The 22,073-nt window shown below is 46.0% G+C and carries 20 protein-coding genes; 5 read left to right on the top strand and 15 right to left on the bottom strand.

The annotated features are described in order from the left end of the window. Positions 1 to 368: 368 nt before the first annotated feature. From tsaD to MHI27_RS05120, 6 genes are all read right to left on the bottom strand, one after another. Positions 369 to 1,418, bottom strand: coding sequence for a tRNA (adenosine(37)-N6)-threonylcarbamoyltransferase complex transferase subunit TsaD (gene tsaD, locus MHI27_RS05145; protein ID WP_340974327.1), 1,050 nt, complete (start codon positions 1,416 to 1,418; stop codon positions 369 to 371). After that, positions 1,415 to 1,939 carry a ribosomal protein S18-alanine N-acetyltransferase gene (gene rimI, locus MHI27_RS05140; RefSeq protein ID WP_042185263.1) on the bottom strand — a complete coding sequence of 175 codons (525 nt, stop codon included), beginning with the start codon at positions 1,937 to 1,939 and terminating at the stop codon, positions 1,415 to 1,417. The genes tsaD and rimI overlap by 4 nt, the downstream gene beginning before the upstream one ends. After that, positions 1,936 to 2,772: a tRNA (adenosine(37)-N6)-threonylcarbamoyltransferase complex dimerization subunit type 1 TsaB gene (gene tsaB, locus MHI27_RS05135; RefSeq protein WP_405175751.1), complete on the bottom strand. Its 837-nt coding sequence runs from the start codon at positions 2,770 to 2,772 to the stop codon at positions 1,936 to 1,938. The genes rimI and tsaB overlap by 4 nt, the downstream gene beginning before the upstream one ends. Before the next feature lie 5 nt (positions 2,773 to 2,777). Continuing rightward, positions 2,778 to 3,260 (bottom strand): tRNA (adenosine(37)-N6)-threonylcarbamoyltransferase complex ATPase subunit type 1 TsaE, encoded by a 483-nt coding sequence (gene tsaE, locus MHI27_RS05130; RefSeq protein WP_042185258.1) that lies wholly within the window; start codon positions 3,258 to 3,260, stop codon positions 2,778 to 2,780. Between the two features lie 211 nt (positions 3,261 to 3,471). Then, positions 3,472 to 3,657 (bottom strand): H-type small acid-soluble spore protein, encoded by a 186-nt coding sequence (locus MHI27_RS05125; RefSeq protein ID WP_405175750.1) that lies wholly within the window; start codon positions 3,655 to 3,657, stop codon positions 3,472 to 3,474. A 31-nt stretch (positions 3,658 to 3,688) separates the two neighbouring features. Beyond that, positions 3,689 to 3,859, bottom strand: coding sequence for a hypothetical protein (locus tag MHI27_RS05120; RefSeq protein WP_405175749.1), 171 nt, complete (start codon positions 3,857 to 3,859; stop codon positions 3,689 to 3,691). Positions 3,860 to 3,998: 139 nt separating this feature from the next. On the opposite strand from MHI27_RS05120, the gene MHI27_RS05115 reads away from it, so the two are divergent. Together MHI27_RS05115 and MHI27_RS05110 are read left to right on the top strand one after the other, a co-directional pair. After that, positions 3,999 to 4,967, top strand: a complete 969-nt coding sequence (locus MHI27_RS05115; RefSeq protein ID WP_339800844.1) for a Ku protein — start codon at positions 3,999 to 4,001, stop codon at positions 4,965 to 4,967. A gap of 12 nt (positions 4,968 to 4,979) precedes the next feature. Further along, complete coding sequence (locus MHI27_RS05110) at positions 4,980 to 5,927, top strand: DNA ligase (protein ID WP_341061244.1); 948 nt, start codon at positions 4,980 to 4,982, stop codon at positions 5,925 to 5,927. Positions 5,928 to 5,974: 47 nt separating this feature from the next. Here MHI27_RS05110 and MHI27_RS05105 read toward each other — a convergent pair whose 3' ends face one another. The 4 genes from MHI27_RS05105 to MHI27_RS05090 form a co-directional block, all read right to left on the bottom strand. Next, complete coding sequence (locus tag MHI27_RS05105; RefSeq protein ID WP_405175748.1) at positions 5,975 to 6,784, bottom strand: hypothetical protein; 810 nt, start codon at positions 6,782 to 6,784, stop codon at positions 5,975 to 5,977. Positions 6,785 to 6,809: 25 nt separating this feature from the next. After that, positions 6,810 to 7,625 carry a hypothetical protein gene (locus tag MHI27_RS05100; protein WP_405175747.1) on the bottom strand — a complete coding sequence of 272 codons (816 nt, stop codon included), beginning with the start codon at positions 7,623 to 7,625 and terminating at the stop codon, positions 6,810 to 6,812. A gap of 599 nt (positions 7,626 to 8,224) precedes the next feature. Beyond that, positions 8,225 to 9,409 (bottom strand): hypothetical protein, encoded by a 1,185-nt coding sequence (locus tag MHI27_RS05095; RefSeq protein WP_405175746.1) that lies wholly within the window; start codon positions 9,407 to 9,409, stop codon positions 8,225 to 8,227. Then, a complete protein-coding gene (locus tag MHI27_RS05090) occupies positions 9,373 to 9,951 on the bottom strand; it encodes an RNA polymerase sigma factor (protein ID WP_405175745.1) in 579 nt (192 codons plus the stop codon). Before MHI27_RS05090 ends, MHI27_RS05095 begins: the two co-directional genes overlap by 37 nt. Positions 9,952 to 10,097: 146 nt before the next feature. On the opposite strand from MHI27_RS05090, the gene ligD reads away from it, so the two are divergent. Continuing rightward, complete coding sequence (ligD, locus tag MHI27_RS05085; RefSeq protein ID WP_341061238.1) at positions 10,098 to 10,982, top strand: non-homologous end-joining DNA ligase; 885 nt, start codon at positions 10,098 to 10,100, stop codon at positions 10,980 to 10,982. Positions 10,983 to 11,219: 237 nt separating this feature from the next. On the opposite strand, the gene MHI27_RS05080 is transcribed toward ligD, so the two are convergent. Both MHI27_RS05080 and cls read right to left on the bottom strand, forming a co-directional pair. Then, the gene (locus tag MHI27_RS05080) at positions 11,220 to 12,059 is read right to left on the bottom strand and encodes a YitT family protein (RefSeq protein WP_231573468.1); all 840 of its coding nucleotides are present in this window, start codon (positions 12,057 to 12,059) and stop codon (positions 11,220 to 11,222) included. 240 nt (positions 12,060 to 12,299) lie between these two features. Next, positions 12,300 to 13,730 carry a cardiolipin synthase gene (cls, locus tag MHI27_RS05075; protein ID WP_339800823.1) on the bottom strand — a complete coding sequence of 477 codons (1,431 nt, stop codon included), beginning with the start codon at positions 13,728 to 13,730 and terminating at the stop codon, positions 12,300 to 12,302. A gap of 208 nt (positions 13,731 to 13,938) precedes the next feature. Between cls and MHI27_RS05070 the strand changes: the two genes are divergently transcribed. Together MHI27_RS05070 and MHI27_RS05065 are read left to right on the top strand one after the other, a co-directional pair. Then, complete coding sequence (locus MHI27_RS05070; RefSeq protein ID WP_256721598.1) at positions 13,939 to 15,057, top strand: peptidoglycan DD-metalloendopeptidase family protein; 1,119 nt, start codon at positions 13,939 to 13,941, stop codon at positions 15,055 to 15,057. A gap of 40 nt (positions 15,058 to 15,097) precedes the next feature. Continuing rightward, positions 15,098 to 15,547, top strand: a complete 450-nt coding sequence (locus MHI27_RS05065; RefSeq protein ID WP_042185241.1) for a polymer-forming cytoskeletal protein — start codon at positions 15,098 to 15,100, stop codon at positions 15,545 to 15,547. An 8-nt stretch (positions 15,548 to 15,555) separates the two neighbouring features. On the opposite strand, the gene MHI27_RS05060 is transcribed toward MHI27_RS05065, so the two are convergent. The 3 genes from MHI27_RS05060 to gltB all read right to left on the bottom strand — a co-directional run bounded on the left by MHI27_RS05060 (position 15,556) and on the right by gltB (position 22,056). Then, positions 15,556 to 16,344, bottom strand: a complete 789-nt coding sequence (locus MHI27_RS05060; RefSeq protein ID WP_042185240.1) for an ABC transporter permease — start codon at positions 16,342 to 16,344, stop codon at positions 15,556 to 15,558. Then, complete coding sequence (locus MHI27_RS05055; RefSeq protein ID WP_339804174.1) at positions 16,337 to 17,248, bottom strand: ABC transporter ATP-binding protein; 912 nt, start codon at positions 17,246 to 17,248, stop codon at positions 16,337 to 16,339. The genes MHI27_RS05060 and MHI27_RS05055 overlap by 8 nt, the downstream gene beginning before the upstream one ends. A gap of 212 nt (positions 17,249 to 17,460) precedes the next feature. Further along, positions 17,461 to 22,056, bottom strand: coding sequence for a glutamate synthase large subunit (gltB, locus tag MHI27_RS05050; RefSeq protein WP_405175744.1), 4,596 nt, complete (start codon positions 22,054 to 22,056; stop codon positions 17,461 to 17,463). Positions 22,057 to 22,073 lie beyond the last annotated feature (17 nt).

Below are 22,073 nucleotides of genomic sequence, written 5' to 3'. Positions count from 1 at the left end.
CAAAATCCATACAAAAAAGCCTGCCATCTCATTCAAGAGACGACAGGCTGTTAACCTTCGCGGTACCACTCTTGTTGATGCTCTGTACCGGTTAAGTTACTGCCGATTCCAATTGAACATCCACTTTACGGTCCAGTATTTAGATACTCGACCACCCTTTCACGGAGGTTACCCGTAGACGGTGTACGAACGTTCCGGCGACAATTGCCGGTAATGCTTCCACCGTTCCGCTCCCAGACGAGTTCAGGTCCCCTTCGACTGCGTCGCACCTACCCGCAGCTCTCTTATCCCAGAGTATCCTTACTACTTCCGCTCATCGCGTTTCCTTGTATAATTGAACTGATTATACTCGTTAGCTCCAAATGATGTCAATAGGCGGATACAGACCATTGTTCCAATGAGAATCCAGGGTCTGCTACCATATCCAGCGGAGTACCGCCATCATGCTGCCACTTCACGTATGCAGCAGCTCCAATCATAGCTGCATTATCCGTGCAGTATACCGGAGGTGGAATAATAAGCTCAATCCCCTCCGCTTCACAGCGTGAGATCAAAGCCGTGCGCAGGCCAGCATTAGCAGCAACACCTCCACACAGCAATAACTGCTTGGAGCTAGTAGCTTTAACAGCGCGTACCGCTTTTTCCACCAGCACCTCAACCACAGATTCTTGGAACCCGCGGGCAATGCCTGCGACATCTGGTGTGAGACCCTTCATCTTGCTCTGATTCACAACGTTCAGCACAGCCGACTTTAAGCCACTGAAGCTGAAATCATAAGAACCCGGCTCCAGCCATACTCTTGGTAACGGTACAACCTCAGTCGCCTCGCGGGCCAGACGATCCACATGAGGTCCACCGGGATAAGGGAATCCTAGTGCTCGTGCCACTTTATCATATGCTTCGCCTACGGCATCATCACGGGTGCGTCCGATAATTCGAAACTCACCCTCCCGCTCCATATGAACCAGTTCAGTATGTCCGCCGGACACCACTAGTGTCATGCATGGATACTGTAACTCTGCCACTAAACGGTTAGCATAAATATGCCCTGCAATATGATGTGTGCCAATTAGCGGCTTACCCCATGCGAGGGCAAGGCTCTTGGCAGCTACTACCCCGACAAGTAAAGCCCCCACCAAACCTGGGCCTTGTGTAACCGCCACCGCCGACAACTGATCTGGTGTAACCCCTGCTGTAGCGAGTGCTTCTTCTATCACCAGTGTAATTACTTCCACATGCTTACGGGAAGCTACTTCTGGTACTACGCCGCCGAAGGCGCGATGTGTCTCAATCTGACTCGAGATGATGTTGGATAACACTTCAGAGCCATCTTTGACTACAGCGACCGACGTTTCATCACAACTCGTCTCAATAGCAAGTATTAGTACAGGCTGAGCTGCGCCCGTTTCTGTCTTCATTTCAAGTCCACGCTTCCTTCCATATTCCCATGCTCCTCGTACTCTGGCAGATCCGCCCACATAATGAGCGCATCCTCACGATTATCGGAATAATATCCTTTGCGTGTGCCAGCAGATCGAAAGCCTTTTTTACGATATAAATTCTGTGCTACCTCGTTCGATACCCGTACCTCAAGCGTAATGGATTTCATCCCCACATAAGATGCCGTCTTCATAAGTTCTTCAAGCAGGCGCTCGCCCCATTTACGTCCACGATAGGCTTCAAGCAGGGCTATATTCGTCACATGCGCCTCATCCACGATGGCCCACATACCGGCATAACCGATAATATGACCTGCCAGCTCCATAACCATATATTTTGCAAAATGATTATGCGTCAGCTCGTTGCGAAAAGCTTCCTCTGTCCAAGGCATCGTGAAGGCTTCCCGTTCAATGATAAGAATGTCAGGAATATCCGTTAGCTTCATCAAACGAAAAACAAGTTCAGCCTCTTGAGCTATCATTGATTCCGCTTCCGTCATAGTTTCTTTAAGCCCCCTTCTCTGCTTAACCGCAGATTGGCCTCCGCTTCTGAGATCTGAGTATAGTTAGGGATCAAGCTATGGATGTCATCTTTCTCTACCTGAAGCCGCGCTTCTCCAAGAAATCCTGTCCAGCGACCTTCCATTTCATAAGGAACTGCAATAGAAACACCAAGATCCTTCAATGGACGAAGCGATTCCTCACTGCCATGAACTGCAGTCTCCCCAACAAACCAAAGAACAGCGGGCTTATTGCCTTCGACTGAAGCCTGTCCTAAACGTTCAGCTAAGTACTCCACCCAATCTGCCATCAGGCGGATGGCATCAGGCTCAAGACGGCTAGGAGCATTATTTCCCTCAGCTGCGAATAATCCTGTATACACCTGTCCTCGGCGCGCATCCATTAGTGGAATGATCCAATCAGGCCCGTAGCTGTTATTCTCGGTAGTTTGTTCCGACGCTTTGGTCATCACGTTATTCTTGAGGGCTGTTTGATATCCGCCCCACGCCACTGCATGTAGACTCGAAATACCGACAACTGGGACATCCCATGCCCATGCCAGCGTTTTGGCAGCGGTAACTGCGATACGTGTCCCCGTATACGATCCAGGACCCACACCAACAGAAATCCCGCCCAGCATTGCAGCAGTAGTTCCTGTTGCTTGCAGCGCCTGCTCAATGATCGGGAGTAAATGCACCGAATGATTCCGTTCTCCGGAAGCATTTATTTCATGCAGTAGTTCCCCATTCTCTGTAACTGCCACGCCTAATACTGCAGTTGATGTATCCAGCGCTAAAAGCCGCTTGCGCGGCTCTGTATTCTGATTCGTCATATTCCTTAACCCCACTTCTGGATCAGCTGCCGGCAAAGCTCACCATACGGCTCCCCGATTCCGGTCACCGTAATCATTCTTTCATCTGGCCCCACTGTTTCCATGTATATATGCATATGCCGCGGCGGCATTAAATCCGTAATAATACTGCTCCATTCCACCAAGCAGACCCCTTGCCCGTAGAAATACTCATCAAGTCCAAGCTCGTCCGCTTCCTGAAGCGAAATCCGATATACATCCATATGGTATAGGGGCAAACGGCCCTCGTACTCTTTAATAATTGTAAAAGTAGGACTGTTTACGATCCCCTTTACGCCGAGATGCCGAGCGTACCCTTGCGAGAATGCTGTTTTTCCTGCGCCCAGATCGCCGTCCAAGCCGATAATCATCCCTGGCGTTGAAGCAGTAGCTAGAGCAGCTGCAAGCAACTCCGTATCCTGGAGGCTGTAAGAACGGTAAGTGAACACCGTTTCGTCTGTATTGTCCAACTACAACTACCACCTTTTAAAATATACCTGCCAAAAACCATTACTATTAATTATATCGGTATGCTCCATCCATCGCAACAACTGTCCCAATTCAATCTCCCATGCCAGTATGCCAACAATAGAAAAAGAGACCTCTACGCAAAAATAAGCATAAAGAGTCTCTTTTATAAAAGTGTAATTTAGCTTATCTCAGCTCTTTGAACAAACCTTGTTAATGATCTTGCTCTTCTAACCGTTCAACGCCTACCGTATGCGTATTCGTTGGTCGAGAGCTCACTTGAACCGTAGCCATTCCGTTCTGTGCATCCACATGCTCAATCCATACAGGTTCTCCATCCAAATGTACACTTACCGTCTCTTTAGAAGCATAAATATCCTGTGCTCGTTTGACGTCCACCACTGTTCTCCTCCTTTATTTTACCTAAATCTCACGATTCTAATGGCGAAGTTTCTTCGAGGGTTGATTCCGCATCAAGCTTCTCCGAGTCCGAGACCTCACTTGCTTCCGGTGGAGCTATAATGCTGTCCCAATCCACCACTGTCGCTGGAATATCCTGTTCACTCAGCGCATCGATCCACTCATTTCCACGCGGTTCCATGACTTAGTATTCTCCTCCTCAGCTTTATTAGCCTGATTTTATATTTTCCCATGCTTCACAAAAAATGCACCCGGCTAGAAAAGCCTTTCCTGCCTCATACTAACCCAAAGCAAATAACTTAGATCAGGAGGCGTTTCTCATGCATACCGTTTGGAAAGGAGCCATCAGCTTCGGGCTAGTGCATGTTCCGGTTAAAATGTTCTCCGCTACGGAAGACAAGGACATTTCTCTGCGTTATATCCATAAGGAATGCGGCAGCCCACTGTCGTATGTACGTAAATGTCCGGTGTGTGACAAAGAGGTGGCTTGGGAAGAAATCGGCAAGGGTTATGAATATGAAAAAGGGAAGTTTGTTCTATTCGACAAAGAGGAACTGGATCAATTGACCGACGAAAGCAGCAAAAGCATTACCATACTCGACTTTGTTGATCTGACGGAGATCGACCCAATTTATTTTCAAAAAACCTATTACTTATCTCCGGATCAGGCTGGGACAAATGCATATCGGCTTCTTATGGAGGCCATGCGTCAAACTGGTAAAATTGGCATCGCCAAAATATCGATTCGTTCCAAAAGCAGTCTTGCTGCTATTCGTGTGCTGGAGGATTGCCTCGCCATCGAGACTATTTTTTATCCTGATGAAGTGCGACCGGTCTCGCAAGTGCCTGGCCTGCCCGAAGCAGGGACGGTGAATGATAAAGAGCTGGATATGGCCAAGCTGCTCATTTCACAGCTATCCACGCCTTTTGATCCGGCAAAATATACCGATGATTATCGCCAGCGTATGCTTGATCTAATCTCACATAAAATCGCAGGCGAGGAATTTCATATCGCTCCTGCCAAACAGGAAAGCAATGTAATTGATCTAATGGCAGCATTGCAGGCCAGTATTCAGGCTGTACAGCATATCCCTACAGATCCGGGTCCTTCATTAACAGATACTAAGAAAACAAAAACTAAAGCGGCTCCGGCTGCCAAAAGAAAAACAGCCAAGTCTAAAGCAGCAGCTGAGCCTGCCGATCAGCAAAACGAGGCTTCCGGGCCGATTCCAGTCATCGCACCAAAACCGAAACGCCGCAGCCCAAAAAGTAAAACAACCGTATCTTAGGAGGCTCTGGTGATGAAGCTTCAGCCTATTATTCCTTTTGAACCCATACTGGCTGGACAGCTTCCAGCAGGCAACCAGTGGATCGCACAGATTAAATGGGATGGCGTTCGCATGTTGTCCTATTACGACGGAAGCACTACTCAGCTTATTAACAGACGTGGAAATTACCGTACAGCGCAATATCCAGAACTTACTGATGTATCTGCTTACTGTAAAGCTGACTCCGTTATTCTTGATGGTGAGATCATTGCACTGGGGGACGGCAAGCCCTCATTTCACGAAGTTATGCGGAGGGATAGCTTAAAGAATGGCTCCACCATTTCCGTCGTTAGGTATCAGGTTCCTGTCATTTATATGATTTTTGATATTCTGTTTTATAATGGCCAATCGACGATGGATCAGCCTTTATTCTCACGGCAGCAGCTGCTAAACGATATTCTGCTGCCGCATCCCCACGTACAGGCCGTACCCAGTTATACCGATCCCACAGAATTATTCGCCGCCGCTCAGATTCAGAGCTTAGAGGGAATCGTCTGCAAGGATATCAACAGTACTTATGCTCCCGGTGGAAAAGATAAACGCTGGCAGAAACGCAAAATCATTTCTGATCTTACGGCAGTAGCCGGGGGTGTAACGTTCCGAGACGGCATCGTCAATGCGTTACTTCTTGGGCTGTATGATGATAAAGGGAATTTGCATTATATCGGACATGCCGGGCCAGGAAAATTGACTGTACAGGATAAACGCGACTTAACTGCAGAGGTACAGCATTTAAAAATAGATCAAATGCCCTTTACAGCTGATCCCCAGCGAGGGAAGGGTGCTTTTTGGATAAAACCGAAGCTTGTCTTCAAAGTTCATTTTTTGGAATGGAATACCTCAGGCACTCTTCGTCAGCCGGTTACTCAAGCTAGGGTAGATCTTCCTCCCGAATCATGTACTATGGAGCAAAAAGGATAAACTCTTTCCAAAAAAACGTCCTCCCGAATTTATCGAGAGGACGTTTCTTATTGCGCTGTAAGACTCGTTACAATGGTCTCCAGCTCTGCTTTTGTCTGCGCAGTATTTTTCGTATTCGTAAGCGTATAATCAATACTTCCATCCGCACTGGACCATACCAGCTGGACTTTAAGATCTCCGTGATGAGGACCAAACACCGTGTAAACCGCCTCAACCCCGTTGATGGTCAAATTTTCATCCTGGTCACCAGGCAGCTGCGCTAAAGTAACCCCTTCCGGAAGCGTATATGCTGGAGCTGATTTTAGATTCAATCTCTCCCCATTTCGCAGATAAGTGATAGAAGTTTCTGTATCGCTCCACTTTAAGCTTTGTGAGATCACTTTTTTACCAGCAGCTTGTGCTTTAGCTTTAACCTGATCTCTGAGGGTTTTATACTCTGTACTGAAAAACTTCGGAAGCACTGGATTTAAAACGACATCCTGCAACTTATATTCGTCTGGTAGAGCAGCGGGTATCAGGAGTGAATTCCCAGTTAATGAAGATAGCTTCTGTGCTGCTTCGTTTATAGAGCTGAATCTGTATGGCATATAGCTTACACTCAAATCTTCCTCTGGATTAGATTTTTTGTCATTAACATAGAGTGCCTTAATTTCTCCCGCTTGTAGGGGAACAGCATATTCTTTGGCAATCAAATCCTTAATCGTTGGCGATACCTGTGGTGATTTCTGCTCAACCGGAACCGTACCTTTGCTTTTATTATTGCTCCCCGCAGGCACTGCGCCTGCTGTTCCACTTACCGCACTCATTAACACTATCAGGCTCAAAGCCGTGATGGCCGCACTTTTTTTAATCATCATTATAATATCCTCCCTTAACCCTTGGTTATTTGATCATGCTTTTAGCTACAGCCAACATTTCATTTGTCGTCAGCTTACTGACCCGATTGTCTGAAAGGGTATATTGTATTGCGCCTGATTTATCCAGCCACACTAGCTTAGTGTTGAAACTTGCTTCTTTAGCCGAATCGGTTGTAAGAATTACTTTCCTACCGTTGACCGTCAGTTCTTTCTTAGTTTCCGAAGCTCGTACAAAAGGCACCGCTCCTTCGGGAAGTTTGGCGGGCGGCACTCCAGTTACAATGCTAAAATTGGCTTTTCCTTTGGCATACAGCTGCATAGACAAGTTCGTCTGGCTCCAGCTGATGATCTTGCTAAACAACTGTTTGTTGGGATCACCTGCCGCCGCTGCTGCCTTTAGTTCCTGCTCTAATTGTAAATACAGCTCTGAATCGTTTGCTACAGACGGTGGATAAATGATGGCTGTCGCCAGAGCAAAGCCCTTAGGAAGATTTCCAGGCTGTGGTGTAGCTGGACCCTTCAACGCTTTGAATTTAGCAGCAAAGGATTTGTAGTCTTTAAAAACAAATCCTTTGCCAGAGAAGCTGATCGTATCCTGAGGGTTAGAGACTTTGTCACGTACGTAGTAGGCCAAGTACGTCCCTTCCTTCAATCCCGCTACCAGGGCCTGCAGTTCCTTCTGGAGCTTCTGATCGGTTGGTACTGCAGTCTGCTGCCCAGAGGCAGCTGCGACCGAAAGAAACAAGCCAGGCGCAACCCCACTTACAACTACTCCTGTTCCTAACAAGGTTGCTGCCGAGAGCGCGATCAGTGTTTTTTTGAGTTCATTATTGAGCTTCAATTTCTAACATCCTCTCCTTCTAAAAGGGTGAATGTAAGCTCACCCTGTTTTCAACTACACTTCTATAACACTCCAGCATGAGAAAAAGGGACATTTTCTTACAAAAAAAGAGGCCGCCCCAAGCAACCATCATGGCTTTTGGGACAGCCTCTTTTTTTGTTCTTAACATTACAAGTGACGCGCCAAGTGATGCAATATGTGAAGCACCTATAGAGTAATTGGGGAATTTCTCCCTAAAATTCAGAGATTTCTGTTCATCGGACTTATAATTAGGGAAAACTTCCCTGAAATTTGGCCTATTCGGCAACGAATAAAGAAATTCCTATGAATATTAGGGAGGAATTCCCTGATTTCGTTCATTTAGAGCGAATATCGGTTATTTTTAGGGAGTTTTTCCCTAATTAGTTTAAAGCACATAAATCACACATAGCACATCGCCCACCGCCCCAACCAGAAGCATAGAACACTACGCGTGGCATATCGTCACATGGCACAGTAAAATCCATTACTTTTCCTATTCCATAAAAAAAGCTGCCTCCCAAGTAGATTTCACTACTTTTGAGACAGCTTCTCATATTGTACGGATAGAACAACAGTAGCTAGCGAATAAAACTATTGGCAATCACTTGCCATTGTTCACGGGTTAAACTGTTATTCAATCCATCATTTAGACTACGAATCGTCTGGCTGGATTCATCATACCAATACAAACGATTCTGGGAAGACCAACCTTTCGACCCTTTTTCAGTACCCGCCGCGATAAAAACCGCCTCTTTGCTGGTGTTTGTCAGTGACCATTTTTCAGCAGTCTGCCCTTCCAAGATAGACACTTGCGTTATACCACCCATATAGGCGCTCTGACTTAAGGATAGTTCAATTGTTTGATCCTCCTTATGGTAGGAAACCTCAGCGCTCTCTATGGCATTCACAGCGATCTTCTCCATAAACAGCTTTTGGCCTGTTTTATCGACCTTTGCTTTTTTTTGAAATTGTTCAAGCATTTCTTTATATTCCTTGTCTATCGGCCAGTAAGGAGGAGCGGCTTTAAAAGTGGCATACTCAAATTCATAACCATTAGCGAGTATGGAAGGCAGCTCGGGCCAGAAATCGCCAGTCCCTTTTAATTCTTTTACGAAATCTTGATATTTAGAATACACCGGAGAACTGAAAGCGAACTGCAATTGATTTCCATAGCCTAAACCTTTGGCCAACTTAGTAAACTCAGTATCATTCACATAATAAGCAGCCATTTCTCCAGCATTCAAGTGAGCAAGCACCTGCTCTTTATAAGTCGCTAATAAACTCAGATACTTCTCTATCGCAGGAGAGGTCGAAGGAATAGGGGTATTATAGTGCACCGTCTGTACAATAGCCTTCCCTCCGCTGTTCACTAGCGTAATAGCTCCATCCGAAGGCTTGGTGATATCAATTGCAGACTGGCTATCAAGTTCCGTTAAACTTCCAAGGCCAGACAGCTGAAGGGCACCAAACCCGATCATCCCCAGCAATATAGCTGCGGAGACTCCTGAGAGAAGTCTCTTTCTAAATTTAGATGGATGCGGGATTGTCTTCTCTTGCTTCTGCATAACAGGATCTCTCGGCTCTGAGAATGACTCCAGCTCGTCTCTGAGATTCGCCATTTCTCCGTCCATCGTTTTCTGTTGTTCATGAATCGCCCTTACCCGCTTCATAACTACTGCTTTTACATCTAGTTCGTCGCAGTTCCCCAATGCGTCCATTTTCTTTATCATTTTCTCTTCAACACAGCTTCGTTGCCCCACCATTCCGTCCCCCCTTTCTGAGCATTCATCATTTTGCCAAGCTTCGTAATCGTACGCCTGTATTTCTTCTTCACAGCATCAGTATTCTTATCGAGGATCTCCGCAATTTCCGGGAAGCTCTGTTCCTCAAAAATTCGCAGCACTAACAAGTTTCGCTCCTCTGTCTTCAGCTTCGCGAGGGCAAAAGTCAGATGCTCGTTAAATATGTAACGGTCCATCAACTGTTCCGGGCTTTCTGCAGGCGGATCCGGTTGAAAAAGCGCCATAATCTTCAAATGTCTTTGGCGTTTGCGGATCAGACTGAGGCAATGATGATAGGCAATTTTATATAGCCAGGAAGAAAAGCTCGCGAAAGGGCGATATGTGCCTATATGCTGATATGCCTTCACTAGAATATCCTGTACCGCATCCTCCGCTTCCGTACGGCTCCCAAGCAGCCGGCAGCAATAGCGGTAAATCGGCTTTTGAAAAGCTTCGACGATAAGGGCATAGGACTCTACCTCGCCTGCCTGTACCCGAACGACGGTGTGTTCGATCCCGTCCAAAATCAGCAAACTCCCCTTTCACATAACCGTATAACCTTATAACTCTTATGATCATCCAAAAGGGACACTTTGGAAATATTTTTTTCATGAAAAGGAACAGACTGGCACATAATACCCTCATTCCTATAACAGAGAGGAGGTTCAGGATGCCAGCAGCCATCAAAGGCACAATTACTGTAGACGGCCAAGAGATAACCATCACCAACCCAGAGAAGCTGCTATGGCCGAATTGCGGGATTACGAAGCGGATCTATCTGGAAAAGCTCGCCGCCCTCTCTCCCTACCTGCTGCGTTATTGTCGAGATCGGCTGCTAACCGTAATACGTTATCCGCATGGTATCTCTGGAATGTCCTTTTATCAGAAAAATGCACCTGATCCTCTTCCAGCCTTTGTCCAGACCGCTGTTCACGAGAATATTAACTATATCAAGCTGCAAGGTTTACCTGAGCTGATCTGGCTGGGTAATCTGGCTGCTTTGGAGTTTCATCCTTCTTTGCATTATGTAGGTAGCGAGCTGCCTTGTGAATGGATGATTGATCTAGATCCGTCGCGTGAGGTCGAGCCCCGTATCATGGAAGCAACTGCAATCGTAGGGACGGTCCTAACCTCCCTTGGTTTATCCTCTGTGCCCAAAACCTCCGGGGCTACCGGGGTGCAGATCATCGTTCCTATCGAGACTGGCGTTACTTTTGATGGATTGCGAAAAATCGGACACTTTGTGGGTCGTTATGTCACTGAAAAGCACCCCGATTTATTCACCTTGGAGCGTCTGAAGAAGAATCGGGGAGATAAAATCTATTTTGACTACCTCCAGCATTACAGTGGCAAAACATTAGCTGCACCTTACACACCACGTGCCAGGCCGCTTGCTACAGTATCCACACCATTGCTCTGGAAAGAGGTTCAGCAAAACGTATCTCCTACTGATTTTCATCTGCTCAATATTGAGGAACGCCTGCAACAGATGGGAGATCTTTTGGAAAAAGTGCCACCGCAGCCCGTCAAACAACTCATTGCTAAGCTTCCATAGGGATGGAATGCCACGAATAATGAGCCCAAAAACAGCAATAAGCCCGCAGCATCATTTCATGCTACGGGCTTATCAGGCGTCCCACTCAAGGACAGAAGGTATATTGTATAAGAATACGGCATATCGAGTCTTGTTCACCGTATTTATTGCTCCATTATTCGTAAAAATACCTTCTTTCAGTTAATAGTACTAAAGTGCCAAGCTAAAACGCCTGCGGCGTCCTTTTAGGATGGTAAGCTAATGAATTGCTTTCTTCTTGAAACGGCCACCTTTAACATCATGAATGTTACCTATTGCGATGAATGCACCAGTATCCCAATCCTCAACAATGGATTTAAGCTTAGCTTCTTCCAAACGGGTAATAACCACGAAGATCACTTTCTTATTCTCCCCGGAAAATCCGCCTTCTCCATCTAAATAAGTAACACCACGTCCAAGACGTTCCGTCAAGGCTTCACCGATATCACGGAATTTATCACTAATAATCCATACCGATTTCGACTGATCCAGACCCTCAAGTGTAATGTCAATTACCTTGAATGCAATGTAATAAGCAATTAGTGAGAACATCGCATTATTCCAACCGAACACAAATCCAGCTCCGGATAAGATGAACAGGTTGAAGAACATAACAACTTCACCTACAGAGAAGGGAAGCTTCTTGGCTACTAGAATCGCAACAATTTCTGTACCATCTAGAGATCCGCCAAAACGTACAACTAGCCCTACACCTACACCAAGAATGATCCCCCCAAAAACGGCAGCAAGCATTGGCTCAACCGTAAAAGCATTCACATGATGCAACATTGAAGTACCAATAGACATAAGCACAATTGCATATAAGGTAGATAAGGCAAAGGTCTTACCGATTTGCTTATAACCGATTAACAAGAACGGAAGGTTTAACAGCGTCAATAAAATCCCCAGAGGAATGTCGAATAGATGTGATAAAATAATGGAGATACCGGTAATCCCACCATCAATCATTTGATTCGGTACGAGGAATATCTCAAGTGCAACAGCCATCATTGCTGCCCCAATGGATAACATGATCATTCGCTGCGCGAACTTAGCCATTTTATGTGTTCCGGTCTTCTGCAGCTTGTTCTTTTCCTCTTTGGCAATCATTTGTGGACTCACATTCATAGAACTCCCCCTACAATTTAACAGTATAGTGTTGAAACATTCGGAAGTATAATTATAATCTATACTTTCTTACATTTCTTCTTATACAATTATTATATCACAAAATAAGCCCTAATAATGAATGGAACACGTTATATCCTTCGAAAAATTCAGATTTAGTCCTCTTTCCGCTCATAATAGCGGAGATAACAACTGACACAGCCCTTCACCGAGTTTGACAATTCTCCCTCTCTCCTTAAACTTTACAGGATCAATAAATTCACTGTGCTTTTGATCCTTCTCAAACCCTGTGACTAGAGGGGATATGGCATCAGGATGTAGCAGCACAGCAGTCAATTCAAAGTTAGAATAAAAGCTGCGCATATCCAGATTTGCACTCCCCACTGTAGCGAGCAGATTATCGATAATCATGATTTTGGCATGCATAAATCCTTTAGTATAGCGGTAGAATTTCACTCCAGCGTCTTGTAAATTTTCTAAATAAGACAAAGAAGCATGATAGACAAGCACATTATCAGGCTTCGCAGGAATGATAATTCTTACATCCACTCCACGAAGTACTGCACTTTTCAAGGCCCGGCAGATGGCAGGATCAGGAATAAAATACGGTGAAGTAATCCAAATCCGCTGTTTAGCTGCACATAAGGCGGCAAAATACATCTCTTGAGAGGCGTCCATTGCAGCATCCGGACCACTCCCTACAATCTGCACGGCTTCTTGTGACTCACAATTATGTTTTGGGAACAGACGCGGATGGCTTGTGCTTTCGCCAGAGGCCAATCTCCAATCCTTTAAGAAGACATACTGAATATAATATACTGAGTCTCCTTCGAGACGCAGATGGGTATCACGCCAGTATCCCATTTTGAGATCCTTCCCCAAATAATCATCCCCTATATTCATTCCACCCGTGAAGCCAACGAGGCCATCTACCACCAGGATCTTCCGATGATTACGGAAATTAAAACGACGGTCTAACAGAGAACTAATCGGAGGTAAAAAAAAGTGGAACTCCACCCCAGCATTTCTCATCGTTCGAATAAACCTACGACTTAATTTATGACTGCCCAGACCATCACAAAGCAAGCGTACCTTAACGCCCTGTCGCGCCTTCCGAATCATAACATCTTGAAATTGCTCACCGATCTCATCATCACGATAAATATAAAATTCCATATGTATATGTTCTTTCGCTTCTTCCATAGCTTCCAGCATAGCATCATACGCTTCTCTCGCAGATGATAATACCCTGCTCTTGTTATGACCAGTAATTGGTCCTTCTGCGATCTTAGAAAGCAAACCCAATAGACCCTTATTATTCTCAAACTGAGCGTTCCCACTCTCAGTAACATCCTTTACTACCTTAATATTGCCAGAGACATGCGAACGAATTTCACGAAATAGTGTAGTACATCTTTTGTTTAATTTTCGATTCTGTCTATAATCACGGCCCAGAAAATAATAGAATGCCAGACCCAGCGGCGGACAACAGAATGAAATGAACAACCACGCCAAAGCCCTTTGCGGGCGACGAAACTCCATAAATACAATTACTGCGACCTGAATAATAAAAAGACTTAGAATTATCGCAAAAATCTTCAATTCCCTACCCCCTTCATTAATAAAACAGTTACCAATAGACTCGCTGCGACGATTCTATTACTGGTTTTGCCGTAACTCTCTTTCTTTATTCAAACAAACCGTTGTCATGTTCCTGAAAGATATGGAATACATAGAGTAGTAAGACAATTCGGGATGAGCCTAATGCAAGTAAGGTCGTTAGCTTCGTGTATCGTAAGGCGGCTGCCATATGCCGCAGAAAGGAGAAGCCATGAAGAGTCAGCCAGATCATAACCGGATTACGCTGCTCGTCGTAAGGGATGCCGGACGCCCAGTCAAACAACTCCAGATCTCCAAGCCACTTGCGTTCGCCCTGCCGGCAGCAGCAGCCCTGTCCCTCTCCAGTCTGGTCACCTCTATGCATTTCCATGCCTCGCAGTCGATCTCACAACTGGAAGCTGAGGCAGCCGCACTATCACTAACCAATCTCCGCATGGAAATGAAGGTCGCTGACAAGGATAAGGATCTAATGCAGCTTCGTACTCAAGTCAGCGAGCTATCAGAAGAGGCAGATAATATTAAAGACAAGCTGAAGAGTGTAAATGCGCTGGAACAGGAGTTGCAGTCTTTGATTAACAAAAGCAAAGGCTCCGCCGCTGAAACAAAAGAATCAAAAACGGGATCAACCGCTTCAAACTCAACCTTAGGCTTATCGAGCCGTAACGCTGTGCCAATCCCAAATGAGACATCTTTTAAAGCTACAATCACATCACAGGTAGGCGGAGAATATATCGCGTCTTATCAGAACGAATCGCTGAATCTAGTGGAGGAAACAAAAGACGATTTCGAAGAGATCCACGGTATGCTCGATGAAATGGTCGAAAGTATTACTCAAACTATCACTCTGGCGGAGCATGCGAATAACGTTCAAGCAAATCAACAGGCAAAAAAAGCTCAAGCTGAAAAAGCCAGACTAAATGCAGCGGTACTCTGGCCTACCGATTCTAGGGTCATCTCCTCAAGCTTCGGCTACCGAACAGATCCTTTCAAAGGCTTATCCGCGTTCCATTCAGGTGTCGATATTGCTGGGAACTTAGGCGATCCTGTATATGCCGCCTTAGACGGGGAGGTCGTTACCTCCGAGCAGATGGGTGCGAGAGGCAAGTATGTCGTGATCAAGCATTCGAACGGGCTTGAAACCTGGTATATGCATCTGCAGGCAATGAATGTATCTGCGGGAGACAAGGTTAATAAGGGGCAGAAGATCGGCTTGCTTGGAAACACTGGTCGAAGCACAGGACCTCATCTTCATTTCCAGGTAGTGAAGCAGAATAAAACTGTGGATCCATTGGATTATGTTAAACCCTAAACGTTAATGTAAAAATATATGAAATAGGAGGAATTTATACATGTGGAATAAGCGGCAGCAGCGTGCCACTATCAAGTCTACTGACTCTCTGATTGGGCATGGGGGTACGCTCGAGGGTAAAGTACATTGCGATACGAACCTGAGGATTGAAGGTACCTTTAGCGGAGAAATTATATGCAGTGGTGTTGTCACTGTAGGTGAGGAAGGCACGGTGCGCTCCAGTATTAGAGCAGAAGAGATCGTTATCGCTGGTAAAGTATATGGAGATGTTACCGCAGACCGTAGGCTCATTATGACCGGTACTGGCGAGCTGCACGGTAATATTTCTGCAGGAGCACTCAGTATTATGGAAGGCAGCCTGCTTAATGGGTCCATCGCCATGCAAGAACAGCCCACCTCTGAACAAGCAGGTGAGCTCAAAAGTAATACGAAAAAGGACAAGACAGCAAAACGTTCCTCCAAAGCAGAAGAAACGCTTGAAGCCGGTTAATCCTATTTTTAACCAGCAACGTCCCGTTTACGGAAGACAAACCAGGAAACTGCTAAGAATATAACATAATACACTGCCAGCACAGCAATGGAGAAGCCTAGTGTAGCACCACCTGGACCAATATCAGATCCCATGTAGACCCTTAGATCCATATGAGTGAAAATTAAATATCTGGCCCATTCGAACACATCCGGATTAAGCAAAGCAGCGAAAATACCTTGGGCAAACATGATAAACATAGATAACCCTATCGCCAATCCACTTGCACGGAATACGGAAGAGATCATAAAAGCAAGCGTAACCGTCAAGAAAAGAGTGACATAGCGGCATAGGAGATCTATAAAGGAATACTCAGCAGGACTCCAAGCTGTAATCGAAGACAGTGTGTCTCCAGTTGGTGAGGCGAAAATAAACGATGAAGCTAAACCAAAAACAATCAATACTGCAGTACAAAGCAAGCTAAACAACACAATGCTAATGTATTTCGAGAGCAAGATCTGGGAACGGCTCCACGGGCGAATCAGCAGCATTTTGATGGTTCCCCAGGTAAATTCGCCCGCTACGGAGTCAGCGGCTATAACAACAACGAAGATCGTATTCAGGAAGAATACAACACTCACTATCATTTGGAAACTGTCCCAAACGCCTAAGCGTGATGCAGGGTTATCCGTTGTGAAATACATAAGAGCTGGAAGAAACGCACTAAACACTGCTAGAATAATCAGCATAATCCATGTGCGAGCACGACTATATATCTTGATATTCTCATTATGTATCAACGCTGTAAAATTACTCAATTCCTTCACCTCCTGTAACCTCTAAGAATTGATCCTCTAGCGTACGGGCAAGTGATTTGATACTGTACACTTTAATCCCACCAGCCACTAGTCTGGCATTAAACTCAGCAATTTCTTCACGTGCCGCCTCAACTACAAGCCCACCGCTCTTTAAAGTTCCTTGTCCAATGAGAGCAAGTGCAGCTTCGGCATCGTCAACCTCAAACAAGGTTTCTCCGATAGGCATTGTAACATTGCCTACCTCTTTTAGCTGTTTTACCTCAAGCAGTTGCCCATTCTGAATAATGGCTACACTGTCACACATGAGCTCCATTTCGGAAAGTAAATGGCTGGAGACAAATACGGTTGTTCCTTCTTCACGACAGAGTAGGCGCAGATAGTCACGAAGCTCACGTATGCCTTGTGGATCAAGCCCATTGGTTGGCTCATCTAGAACCAGTAGCTTTGGTCGGTTTAGTAGCGCCTGAGCTACTCCAAGTCTTTGACGCATACCTAGGGAATAAGTCTTCACTTTGTCATGAATTCTTTGACCAAGCCCAACCAGCTCCACAACCTCATCAATCCGTTGCTTACTGACTCCCGGTACCATCCGTGCAAATTGTCTAAGATTCTGATACCCGGACAGAAACTTGTACATTTCAGGATTTTCTACAATAGCCCCAACACTTGCAATAGCCTCTTTATAATTATTTTTAATACTATGACCACTAATCAGGACATCCCCACTGCTAATGGAAATTAATCCCACCATCATTCGTATTGTTGTCGTCTTCCCTGCTCCGTTTGGTCCCAAAAACCCGAATATTTGACCCGGTGGGATATCCAGCGTTAAATTGCTCACCAGCGTCTTAGAGCCTATTTTCTTGGTAACTCCCTGCAGACGGGCAACAGGTTCAGACAGCATTTCTGTATTTGACACAGTATCACTTCCTTTCATTTACAAACAAGTTTACCATACAGTTTTTTTCAGAAAATTACAAAAAAGAAACAGTCTAACGTTGTTTAGAACGAGGATTCGATTTGAACAAAAAGGGACCTGGCCTCCCGCAAACGAAAGAGTCCAAGTCCCTTATATCACTTCATTCAATATTACCTGTTTATTCAGAATGCAGTTATTTAGCCACCTACACGTGCAAGCTCGCGCATATTCGCTTCAAATGCAGCCATCAAAGCAGCCTCGCCGGTCAATCCGGTTTGCTCTACTTTGCGAATCTGCTCCATCATCCGTTTGTAATCCTTCGGAATAACACGAACAAACTTCGGCAAGCTATCTGCCCACTGATCCAATACCCGCGCTCCCGCCTTACTGCCTGTAAGCTCTACATGACGGCTAATCAGCTCGCGCAGCTCTTCGATCTCTTCTGGCTCTTCCACTCTCTCGAGAAGTACCATCTCGAGATTGCAGCGGCCGATGAAGGATCTCTCTGGATCGTAAACATAAGCGATACCACCGGACATCCCTGCCGCAAAGTTACGGCCAGTTTCACCAAGAACAACCACACGGCCTCCAGTCATGTATTCACAACCGTGGTCACCCACACCTTCTACAACAACCTTCGCTCCAGAATTACGAACGGCAAAACGTTCACCGGCGATACCGTTGATATAAGCTTCTCCAGCTGTTGCTCCGTAAAAAGCAGTATTTCCGATAATGATATTGTCCTCAGCTGCAAAGGTAGCTTTTGGAGATGGTTTGATAATAATCTTACCACCCGACAGTCCCTTACCAACGTAGTCATTGGAATCGCCTTCCACCGTAAGTGTGATCCCCTTAGGCACGAATGCACCTAAGCTTTGACCAGCAGAACCGGTGAAATGAAGACGAATCGTATCATCAGGCAAGCCGGCTGCCCCGTATTTACGTGTCAGCTCGCTACCAAGGATGGTTCCAACGGCACGATTAACGTTCGTAATCGGTAACGATGCTTCTACAGCCGTTCCTGATTCCAGTGCAGGTGCAGCCAGATCCAGCAGTTTAGAGACATCAAGCGTCTCTTCCAGACCATGATTCTGACGTTTACTGCAGAAGCGTGTGCTTCCCTCTGGCATTTCCGGTACATGCAGCAGACTACTCAAATCTACGCCCTTCTTCTTCCAATGCTGCGAAGCTTGAGCAGCGTCTAAGCAATCTGTACGGCCAACCATCTCTTCAATCGTACGGAAGCCAAGACTCGCCATAATTTCGCGTAAATCCTGTGCCACAAAGGTCATAAAGTTAACTACATGCTGTGGATCACCCGTAAAGTTCTTACGAAGATCTGGATTTTGTGTCGCTACACCAACCGGACAAGTATCCATTTGGCAGACACGCATCATGATACAACCCACAGCTACTAACGGAGCAGTAGCGAAGCCATACTCTTCAGCACCCAGTAATACAGCTACGGCTAGATCGCGTCCGCTAAGCATTTTTCCGTCTGTTTCCAGTACAACGCGGTCACGCAGATTGTTCAGCATCAACGTCTGATGCGTTTCGGCCAAGCCAAGTTCCCATGGAAGACCTGCATGACGAATGGAGTTCATCGGAGATGCACCTGTACCCCCGTCATAGCCACTTACCAGGATAATATCAGCGCGCCCTTTGGCTACGCCAGCAGCAATCGTACCTACTCCGACTTCAGAGACGAGCTTAACATTAATGTTTGCACGTGGATTAGCATTCTTCAGATCGTAGATCAGCTCTGCCAAATCCTCAATCGAATAAATATCATGATGCGGCGGAGGTGAAATCAAGCCCACACCAGCTGTTGAACCGCGCACTTCAGCCACCCATGGATAAACTTTACGCCCTGGAAGCTGTCCGCCTTCCCCTGGTTTAGCACCCTGAGCCATCTTAATCTGGATCTCATCAGCGTTAACAAGGTAGTTAGATGTAACTCCAAAACGTCCGGAAGCTACCTGTTTAATCGCACTGCGACGGGAATCGCCGTTGCTGTCCGGGATATAGCGGGCTGGATCTTCTCCGCCCTCACCAGTATTACTCTTACCACCGATCCGGTTCATTGCAATAGCGAGGGTCTCATGCGCTTCCTTACTAATGGAACCAAAGGACATCGCACCCGTCTTGAACCGTTTCATAATGGACTCCACTGGCTCTACTTCTTCTAATGGAATCGGTTCATAAGCTGACTTGAACTGTAATAAGGAACGAATCGTCAGATGCTTCTCACTTTCACCTTGAACAAGTGCAGCATATTTCTTGTACATCTTATAATCTCCACTACGCACTGAGTGCTGAAGCAGATGAATGGTCTGTGGGTTGAACAAATGATCTTCCCCATCGTTTCGCCATTGATAATCACCACCGGAATCAAGCACTTTATCATTTCCGTCTTTTTCCGTGAAAGCACGGTTATGATGGATAAGTGCCTCGGTTGCTACTTCCTCCAGACCAATACCGCCAATGCGGGAAGGTGTCCAAGTAAAGTAACGATCCACGAATTCCGAGTTCAGACCCACAGCTTCAAAGATCTGCGCGCCCCGGTAGGATTGAATAGTCGAAATCCCCATTTTGGAAAGAATCTTAACTACGCTCTTAGTCGCAGCTTTAATATAGTTCTTCACAGCCTTCTCATGCGAGATTCCCCGCAGTAAGCCTTGGCCGATCATATCATCCAAGCTTTCAAAGGCCAGATACGGATTGACTGCACTCACACCATAACCAAGCAGAAGTGCATAATGATGGACTTCACGAGGTTCACCGGATTCAAGCAAAATACTAACTTTTGTCCGTGTTCCTTGCCGGATCAGATGGTGATGCAAGCTCGATACCGCAAGTAGAGCAGGAATCGCAGCATTCTCACGGTCCACACCGCGGTCCGTCAGAATCAGAATGTTATGACCTTTAGCCATAACGCGATCAGCAGCCTCGTTCATACGCTCAAGTGCGATACGCATTCCTTCTGCTCCGAGCTCAGCTGGGAAAAGAATCGGAATAGACATCGACTTGAAGCCTGCACGACGAACATGACGAATTTTAGCAAAGTCTTCATTCGAAAGAATCGGTGTGTGCAGCGAGATTTGGCGACAGCTTTCTGGTTCTGGTTTAAGCAAGTTACGCTCTGGTCCAATTGTAGTCGTAGTAGAGGTAACCAGCTCTTCGCGAATAGCATCGATTGGTGGATTCGTTACCTGAGCAAACATTTGTTTGAAATAGTTATATAGACGCTGCGGACGGTCTGAAAGCACAGCGAGCGGCGCATCATAACCCATGGAACCTACAGCTTCAGCGCCAGTAGATGCCATTGGTTCAAGCACCTTGCGCAAGTCCTCAAAAGTATAGCCGAACGCTTGCTGCAGCTGCTGCACATTGTCATGCTTAGGATTTGGTAGCTCAGGCGCATCTGGAAGCTCTTCGAGACTGATCAAATGCTCATCCAGCCACTGGCGGTAAGGCTTCTCAGTGGCGATAGCCGATTTGACTTCCTCATCGGAGATAATACGGCCTTCCTTCGTATCCACGAGCAGCATGCGTCCAGGCTTCAGGCGGTCTTTATATAAGATGTCCTCTGCTGGAATGTCCAGTACACCCGCTTCGGAGGATAGAATAATCATGTCGTCCTTTGTTACATAATAACGAGCAGGGCGCAAGCCGTTACGATCCAGAATAGCGCCGATTTGCACACCATCTGTAAAGCCCATTGCAGCAGGTCCGTCCCATGGTTCCATCAAAGTGCTGTGGTATTCGTAAAAAGCTTTCTTGTCGGCGTCCATACTGTCATGATTGCTCCATGGTTCAGGAACCATCATCATGGCTACTTGTGTCAAGGAGCGTCCGCTCAAATAAAGAAACTCAAAGGTATTATCGAACATTGCAGTGTCCGATCCATCCGGGTTTATAACAGGTTTGATCTTACTCAGATCTTCGCCGAACACTTCACTCTTGAATAGCGACTGGCGAGCATGCATCCAGTTCACATTTCCGCGCAAGGTATTGATCTCACCATTGTGGATCATAAAGCGGTAGGGATGCGCACGTTCCCAGCTTGGGAAGGTATTCGTACTGAAACGGGAGTGAACTAACGCGATTGCTGATTCCAGCTCTTCGTTCTGCAAATCCAGGTAGAATTGTCCGACTTGTTCTGTAGTCAGCATGCCTTTGTACACGATCTTACGACATGACAAGCTTGGGATATAGAAGGCTTCAGCCTCTTCTACACCACCGTAGCGAATCGCAAGCTCTGCACGTTTGCGGATGACATAAAGCTTACGCTCAAAAGACAATTCGTTCGTAACCGAGGCCGAGCGACCGATAAACACTTGGCGCACAAAAGGCTTTGCAGCCTTCGCAGTTTTGCCAAGCATTTCATCATAGGTAGGTACATCACGATAGCCGAGTACTTCCTGACCTTCTTCAGCAATAATTTTGCTTAAGAGAGCCTCATGTTGAGCCCGAACTTTCTCGTTATGAGATAGAAAAATCATACCTACGCCATAATGGCCTTGTTCCGGCAAAGCAAAGCCAAGCTTCTGGGCTTCACTAACAAAGAAACGGTGCGGAATTTGAAGCATGATACCTGCTCCGTCACCAGAGTTGGGTTCGCTACCTTGTCCGCCACGATGCTCCATATTAAAGAGCATTGTTAAAGCGTTACTAACAATATCATGGGACGGTTTGCCTTTAATATGGGCTACAAATCCCATGCCGCAAGCATCTTTTTCGAACTGGGGATCATACAGGCCCTGTTTTCCGGGCAGTTCAGTGTGTCTCATCGAACGCAACCTTTCTA

Origin of the sequence: Paenibacillus sp. FSL H8-0261 (assembly GCF_045040645.1) — a bacterium.
GTDB lineage: Bacteria > Bacillota > Bacilli > Paenibacillales > Paenibacillaceae > Paenibacillus_AQ.
Note: the sequence above shows the minus strand (reverse complement) of the source record. Positions and strands in the feature narration are given on the sequence as shown.